This is a genomic window from Mumia sp. (assembly GCF_028803055.1).
Classification (GTDB): Bacteria; Actinomycetota; Actinomycetes; order Propionibacteriales; family Nocardioidaceae; genus Mumia.
Genome location: NZ_JARBCJ010000014.1, coordinates 25494 through 29991 on the forward strand (window position 1 = coordinate 25494; position 4498 = coordinate 29991).

Consider the following 4498-nt stretch of genomic DNA (forward strand, 5'->3'; position numbering starts at 1 on the left):
TCATCGTCACCGGAGCCGCCTGCCTTCAGGGACTCCCAGATCTCCTTGCACTCCGGGCACACGGGGAAGCGCTGCGGGTCACGGCTCGGCACCCACACCTTGCCGCACAGGGCGACGACGGGCGTGCCCTCGATCATCGCCTCGGTGAGCTTGCCCTTGGGCACGTAGTGCGAGTAGCGCTCGTGATCGCCGTCGTCGAGGCGCGGCTGCGTGCGCACGTCCGACGACGTCTGGGATCCGGGACTGAAGGTGGTCGACACCCCTTCAGTCTATGCCAGAAAGAACCGTCCCCCTAGCCGGTCAGTTGAGCTGGGGATCGTCCGGATAGGTCGAGAGCATTGCGAGATCGCTGCGTTGACGGCGGAGCACCTGACGCCACAACGCCTCGGGATTGGACGAGAGAAGGTCCTCGTCGAACGCGTCCACCACCACCCACGAACCCTCGGCGATCTCCTCCTCCACCTGCCCCGGGCTCCACCCCGCGTACCCGGCGAAGACCCGCATCCCACGCAGCCCCGGCTCGACGCCGTGGGCCGGCAGGTCGAGGTCGATCAGTCCCACGCGGTCGTACATCTCGCGCCAGCCGGTCGGCGGCCGGTCACCCGACCGCAGGACGCCGAGCGCGAGGGCCGAGTCGGGCGAGACGGGACCACCGGAGAAGAGGGCGGTCGGGCTGGACACGAGTGTCGACCACTCCGGCAGGACCTCGGCGACCGTGGCGTCCAGCGGCTGGTTGAGGATCACGCCGAGCGCTCCCCCGGCGTCGTGGTCGAGCACCGCGACGACCGCGCGGAAGAACGGCCCGCCCACGAGCAGCGGAGTGGCCACGAGAAGACGGCCTCGGCACGACCGGTGACGCGGCGAGATGCCGGCGGGTTCCTGGTCGGTCATCGCCCCTCCTCGCTCGGCGCCTCATCGGCTTTCAGCGTACGCCGTGGCGCCCTCTCGCGCGGGTACCCAGGCCGTAGGATGACCGGACCGCGAACCCGACACGAAGGACGAGATGGCCGACACCGCCAACGAGGACGAGCTCACCGTCGACGAGCTCGCGGCACGCGTCGGGATGACCGTGCGCAACGTCCGCGCGTACGCCAGTCGTGGACTGCTCGCACCGCCGCGGCTGGAGGGACGCACCGGCTACTACACGCGCTCCCACGTCAAGCAGCTCCAGCTCGTCCGCAGCCTCCTCGACCGCGGTTACACGCTGCAGGCCGTCGAGAAGGCGCTGCAGGACAAGACCTCCACGACGGCCGACTACGCACTCGACCTGATCACGGTGCTCGACTCGCCGCTGGCCCGCGAGCCCGAGAGCGAGCTCATGTCACGCGACCGGCTCTCGGCGATGGCAGGCATCGACCGCGACACCGACCTCGCCCAGAAGCTCGTGGACCGCGGCCTGGCCACCATCGTCGACGACGACACTCTCGAGGTGAACCGTCCCGAGGTGGTGCGGGCCGGAGCCGCCGCCATCTCGCTCGGCCTGGCCCCGGAGACGGTGCTCGAGCTGCTCCCGGCGCTGTCGGGGCCGTTGCGCACGGTCGCCGACGACCTCGTGGGCCGCGTGCGTCGCGACATCTGGCAGCCGTTCGTCGGCGCCGGCATGCCCGACGACCAGTGGCAGGAGGTCGTGACCTCCATCGCCAACCTGCTGCCGGTCGCCGCGCAGGCGGTCGTCGCGGTGTTCCGCGACGAGCTGGCGCACGCGATCGACGACGCCCTGGGCGAGGAGCTCGCGGCGCTCGGCGACCAGCGACCCGCTCCCGAGGCCTGACGCCGGCGTCTCCACAGACGGCTCCCCCGGAGGCGGAGAACGGCCCCACCCGACGCTGGAGGGAGGGACCCGCCGGGTGGGGCCGAAACCCTGGTGCCGATCGTAGGGGAGCGCGCGCGCCGAACCGAGGCCGCCTGCTGTGACCTTCCTCGCGTCAGCGGGACCGGACCGTCACGCCACCGGCGCCAGCCGGCACGAGCTCGACGAAGACCTTGCCCCGCTCGAGCGTGACCGGCTTGCCCCCGGCAGTCAGCTGGATCGGCGCCGCAGCGCTCTTCTTGCTCCAGCGGGCGTTCAGCATCGTGCCGCCGTTGAGGACGACAGCCCGGCCGCCCCCCTTGAGCACCGTCTCGGGGACGGGATACCCGGCCGGGTCGCGGTAGCCCGCGTCGACCTGTCGGGTGAAGAGCACGAGGACGGTGTCCGGCTTGAAGTCCTTGCCCTTCTGGGCGTGGCCGTTGACCCGGCGGTACGCGCCGCCGGAACCGAGCTGCCACCGCGTCGCGGAGCTGCGGGAGAAGCGGACGTCGAACGACGTCGCCTTCGTCGAGCCGGGCGTCGGGCTCGCGCCGAACGGCAGGTACGGCGGCGGCACGGCGGCCTTCGCGGACCGGTGCTGGTCGGCGTAGGCGGCAAGGTTCAGCAGCCGGTCGTACGGGGCCTTCTTGCCCCGGTCGATGGCGAGCGTGAGGTTGCCGGTGTCCTCGCTGTAGAGCTTCACACCAGCGGCCTTGATCTTGCGGATGGTCACCTTCGCGCCGCCCGAGGCGATCAGCTGCCCACCGGTCGGCTTGACGAGGGCGATGTCGGTGGTCCGGGTCGAGCGGACGTGCCCGACCTTGGTCGGCGTCTGCGAGTAGAAGAACGCCGCCAGCCTCGTCAGACCACCCTCGACCAGCTCCTCGACGACGAGATCAGCCTGCGACAACCCGTACTGCGGGGCTCCGGCGGCGGTGTTCTCGATCTTCACCAGGAAGGCGGGGTGATCGGGCAGACCCTTGGCCGCCGCCTCGCCGGTGAACGGGTTGGCGCGGTTCAGGGTCGCCGCCTTGCGCGCGGCGTCGGCGCTGGTCGGCGTCGGCTTCTCCGGGGTCTTCGGCTCGTCACCACCCGAGCACGCCGCCGCGAGGACGAGTGCGGTCGCGACGAGGGTGGCGCGCAACGCGGTACGGGGCTTCTGGCTCACGTGCATGCTCCCATGGTGGAGCAGGGCCGGTACCTCAGGAGGCACCGGCCCTGCTCTTCGTGGTGGTGTCGCTGTCAGCGCAGACGCATGGTGCCTGCGGACCAGCCGCGGGTCCAGATCCGCTCGACCTTCACGCGGCTGCCGGAGTACGGCGCGTGGAGGATGCGACCCTTCCCCCAGTAGATGCCCACGTGGTACTTGCGGGACCCACCGAAGAAGACGAGGTCGCCCTTGCGGATGTTGCGCTTCTTGATCTTGCGGACGTGCCGGTACTGCGAGTTCGCGGTCCGCGGCAGCTTCATGCCTGCCTTGCGGAACGAGTAGGAGGTGAGGCCGGAGCAGTCGAACGCGCGGGGGCCGGACGCGCCGTAGCGGTACGGGTCACCCTTCTGGCGCGCGGCGACGCGGGAGGCCTTGACGATGCGACCGGCGCGACGCTTCTTGGCGACGACGCGCTTGGCCTTCTTGGTGGCCTTCGCGGCGGCGAGCTTCTGGGCGGTCGCGGTCTTCGCGGCGGCCGTGCTCGTGGACGTGGAGGCGGGGGCTGCGCTGGCCTCGTTGGCGGTCGTGACGACCATCGCGAAGGCAGCGGAGAGAGCGATCGGCAGAGCCATGAGGCGCTGCGTCCGGGGGGTCGCGAGCATGATGAGCGTGGTCCCTTCCACGCCTGCGAAGTGAGCTGTCGGATTAGGGCCGAAGGATGGCCCTGCCCTGTCTTAGGGCTTCACCCCGAGCACGCATGACCCGAAGGACTTCGTGCAGAGTTGGTTCCTCCGCTCCTGCCCGTCGGTGACGGTCGATGATGGGGGCGTGTGCAGGCGGGCAGGATTGGGCGTTTCCCACACACGATGTTCAGTTGTCCGACAGGACCCGGTCGCGTCCCGGTCCTGCCCGTTATGGGGGGTTGTGGGGCCTGTTGTCAGGCCGCGGGCCACCATAGACACGTCGATGGACCCGCTCAAAACACCAGACCTCACCACGGACGAGGTTTGGACGCTCGTCCAGGTCACCTGCCCTGCCGTCGCAGTGATCGACGGGGGGCTATGTGACCCTTGTCATATTTTGACCGGTCTTGTCCCAGGACCATAACAAAGCTCTGCGCGGATGCAAGGGTCCACCGCACCCGCGGGCGCGCCGGCGACGGTCAGCCGGCGAGCGACCGGACGGCTCGCACCGCGGTGACGACGGCCCCGGCGGCACCCTCGAAGTCCGCCGGCGACGCGGCCGTGAACCGCACCGCCGTACGCGCCACCTCGGGATCGATCCCGAGCGCCAAGAGGACCTCCGAGGGCTCGTCGGAGCCCGCGGCGCACGCCGAGCCGCTGGAGCACGCGATGCCGTGATCCTGCTCCAGCCCCAGGAGCACCGCCTCCCCCGACGTGCCCGGGAAGCAGAACGACGCGTGACCGGGAAGCCGACGGCGCGGATGGCCGGTGAGGAAGGCGCCCGGGGCAGCGGAGAGCACGTCGTGCACGAACGCGTCGCGGGCCGCGGCCAGGGCCTCGACCGGACCTCGCGGACGCGGTCCCCCGGGCGTGGAC

The 4498-nt window shown here is 70.7% G+C and carries 6 protein-coding genes and 1 riboswitch; of the genes, 1 reads left to right on the forward strand and 5 read right to left on the reverse strand.

Translation table 11 applies throughout. The annotated features are described in order from the left end of the window. Both PV363_RS02880 and PV363_RS02885 read right to left on the reverse strand, forming a co-directional pair. A partial coding sequence (locus PV363_RS02880; protein WP_301021637.1) for a DUF3039 domain-containing protein occupies window positions 1-260 on the reverse strand: 260 nt, incomplete at its 3' end. A 40-nt stretch (window positions 261-300) separates the two neighbouring features. After that, complete coding sequence (locus PV363_RS02885; RefSeq protein ID WP_220340899.1) at window positions 301-891, reverse strand: YqgE/AlgH family protein; 591 nt, start codon at window positions 889-891, stop codon at window positions 301-303. A 112-nt stretch (window positions 892-1003) separates the two neighbouring features. Here PV363_RS02885 and PV363_RS02890 point away from each other — a divergent pair, with 112 nt between their 5' ends. Continuing rightward, entirely contained in the window at window positions 1004-1771 is a 768-nt protein-coding gene (locus PV363_RS02890) for a MerR family transcriptional regulator (protein WP_220340898.1), read from the forward strand. Between the two features lie 154 nt (window positions 1772-1925). On the opposite strand, the gene PV363_RS02895 is transcribed toward PV363_RS02890, so the two are convergent. The 3 genes from PV363_RS02895 to PV363_RS02905 all read right to left on the reverse strand — a co-directional run. Beyond that, window positions 1926-2963, reverse strand: coding sequence for a DUF3048 domain-containing protein (locus tag PV363_RS02895; RefSeq protein WP_301021638.1), 1038 nt, complete (start codon window positions 2961-2963; stop codon window positions 1926-1928). Between the two features lie 68 nt (window positions 2964-3031). After that, window positions 3032-3601, reverse strand: coding sequence for a C40 family peptidase (locus PV363_RS02900; RefSeq protein WP_220365598.1), 570 nt, complete (start codon window positions 3599-3601; stop codon window positions 3032-3034). 5 nt (window positions 3602-3606) lie between these two features. Further along, a riboswitch (cyclic di-AMP (ydaO/yuaA leader) is annotated at window positions 3607-3762 on the reverse strand. Between the two features lie 339 nt (window positions 3763-4101). Next, the coding region (locus PV363_RS02905; protein WP_301021639.1) for an aminotransferase class V-fold PLP-dependent enzyme at window positions 4102-4498 on the reverse strand (397 nt) is incomplete at its 5' end.